The organism is Streptomyces sp. DSM 15324 (assembly GCF_001514285.1).
GTDB lineage: Bacteria > Actinomycetota > Actinomycetes > Streptomycetales > Streptomycetaceae > Streptomyces.
The window spans coordinates 2,014-4,020 of record NZ_KQ949062.1; the positions used below are offsets into that span (position 1 = coordinate 2,014).

Genomic DNA, 2,007 nt, shown 5'->3' on the forward strand with positions numbered 1-2,007 from the left:
GGGGCAGGGCAGCACGGGAAGCGCGATCGCGAGCGCGGCCGACACGGCCACGACCTGGGCGCAGGACAACCTGTCCGGGCTGACCAACGCCTTCCGGGACGCGATCACCAACGGTCTGCTCAATCCGTTCCAGACGCTGCTGACCGATTCGCCGTGGTGGGTGGTGGCCGGGGTGCTGGTCGCCCTCGCGGTCGTGCTCGGCGGCCGGCGGTCCGGGGTCACCACGGTGGTGTGCCTGGGCCTGCTGGTCGGCACGGGCCTGTGGTCGGACGCGATGACCACCCTGGCCTCGACCGTCGTGGCGACGGTGCTGGTGATGGCGCTGGGCATCGTGTTCGGGGTGTGGATGGGGCGCAGCCGGATGGTGGACCGGGTGCTGCGGCCGAGTCTGGACGCGGCGCAGGTCATGCCGCCGTTCGTCTATCTGGTGCCGTTCCTGGCGCTGTTCGGCGCGACCCGGTTCACGGCGATCGTCGCCGCGATCGTGTACGCCGCGCCGGTCGCGATGAAGATCGTCGCGGATGGGGTGCGGGCGGTGCCGGAGGCGACGGTGGAGGCGGCGACCTCGGCCGGGTGCAACACCTGGCAGATCATCACCAAGGTTCAACTGCCGATGTCACGCAGTGCTCTGACTCTCGCGACGAATCAGGGTCTGATCTACGTGCTGTCGATGGTTGTGGTGGGCGGCCTGGTGGGGGCGGGTGCCCTCGGCTACGACGTGGTGGCCGGTTTCTCGCAGGGCCAGCTGTACGGGAAGGGTCTGGCGGCGGGTCTCGCCATCGTCCTTCTCGGCGTCATGTTCGACCGGATCACTCAGGCAGCGGCGCGACGCGCGAGCGCATAAGGAGCAGGACACCATGGCAAGACACTGGCGTGCCGGCGCGGCCGGCCTGGCCGTCCTCGGCCTCACCCTCACCGCGTGCGGCGGTGCGAAGGTCGGAGCGGACTCCTCTGGTTCGGGCAGCTCCAGCGGTTCGGGCAAGTGCGGGACCTTCAACCTCGCGGTCAACCCCTGGGTGGGCTACGAGGCGGACGCGGCGGTCGTCGCGTACGTCGCACAGCATGACCTCGGCTGTACGGTCAACAAGAAGGACCTGAAGGAAGAGATCGCCTGGCAGGGCTTCGGCACGGGCGAGGTCGACGCCGTCCTGGAGAACTGGGGCCACGACGACCTGAAGAAGAAGTACATCACCGACCAGAAGACCGCCGTGGAGGCGGGCTCGACCGGCAACAAGGGCATCATCGGCTGGTATGTGCCGCCGTGGCTGGCGAAGGCGCACCCGGACATCACCGACTACAAGAGCCTGAACAAGTACGCGGCGAACTTCAAGACCTCGGAGTCGGGCGGCAAGGGGCAGCTGCTGGACGGCGACCCGTCGTACGTCACCAACGACGAGGCGCTGGTGAAGAACCTGAAGCTGGACTTCAAGGTGGTGTACGCGGGCAGTGAGACGGCGCTCATCCAGGCCTTCCGCAAGGCGGAGAAGGACAAGGAGTGGGTGATCGGCTACTTCTACGAGCCGCAGTGGTTCCTGTCCGAGGTCCCGCTCGTCAAGGTCAACCTGCCCACGTACACCGAGGGCTGTGACGCCGACGCCGCCAAGGTCGCCTGCGACTACCCCGTCTACGACCTGGACAAGGTCGTCAGTGCGAAGTTCGCCAAGTCCGGCAGCCCCGCCTACAACCTGGTGAAGAACTTCAACTGGACGAACGACGACCAGAACGTGGTGGCCAAGTACATCGCGGAGGAGAAGATGAGCCCCGACGCGGCGGCGAAGAAGTGGGTGGACGCCAACGCCGACAAGGTGAAGGCCTGGCTCAAGTAGCCCTGTTTCCCAAGTGGTCGATCATGCCCGGTGGGCGGTGCGCGTGGCTGCGCACCGCCCACCGGGCATCGCCGTGTCCGGGAGCCCCTGCGAGCTGCGCTTCCGGCTGTTCACCGACGTCACGGGACCTCTTGACACCCCTCCCCGGGGCGGGCACATTGAGTTGCGCAAACTGAACTGC

2 protein-coding genes are annotated in these 2,007 nt (G+C 67.4%); both read left to right on the plus strand.

Annotated features, from left to right (window positions below; genetic code table 11):
• Window positions 1–844 (plus strand): ABC transporter permease (locus AQJ58_RS40170; protein WP_159056436.1); only part of this gene is annotated, 844 nt, incomplete at its 5' end.
• A gap of 13 nt (window positions 845–857) precedes the next feature.
• Window positions 858–1,826, plus strand: a complete 969-nt coding sequence (locus AQJ58_RS40175) for an ABC transporter substrate-binding protein (RefSeq protein ID WP_067259572.1) — start codon at window positions 858–860, stop codon at window positions 1,824–1,826.
• Window positions 1,827–2,007: the final 181 nt, after the last annotated feature.

Coding starts and splice junctions, on each gene's coding strand:
- AQJ58_RS40175 (WP_067259572.1), top strand. CDS start 858: ATGGCAAGACACTGGCGTGCCGGCGCGGCCGGCCTGGCCGTCCTCGGC.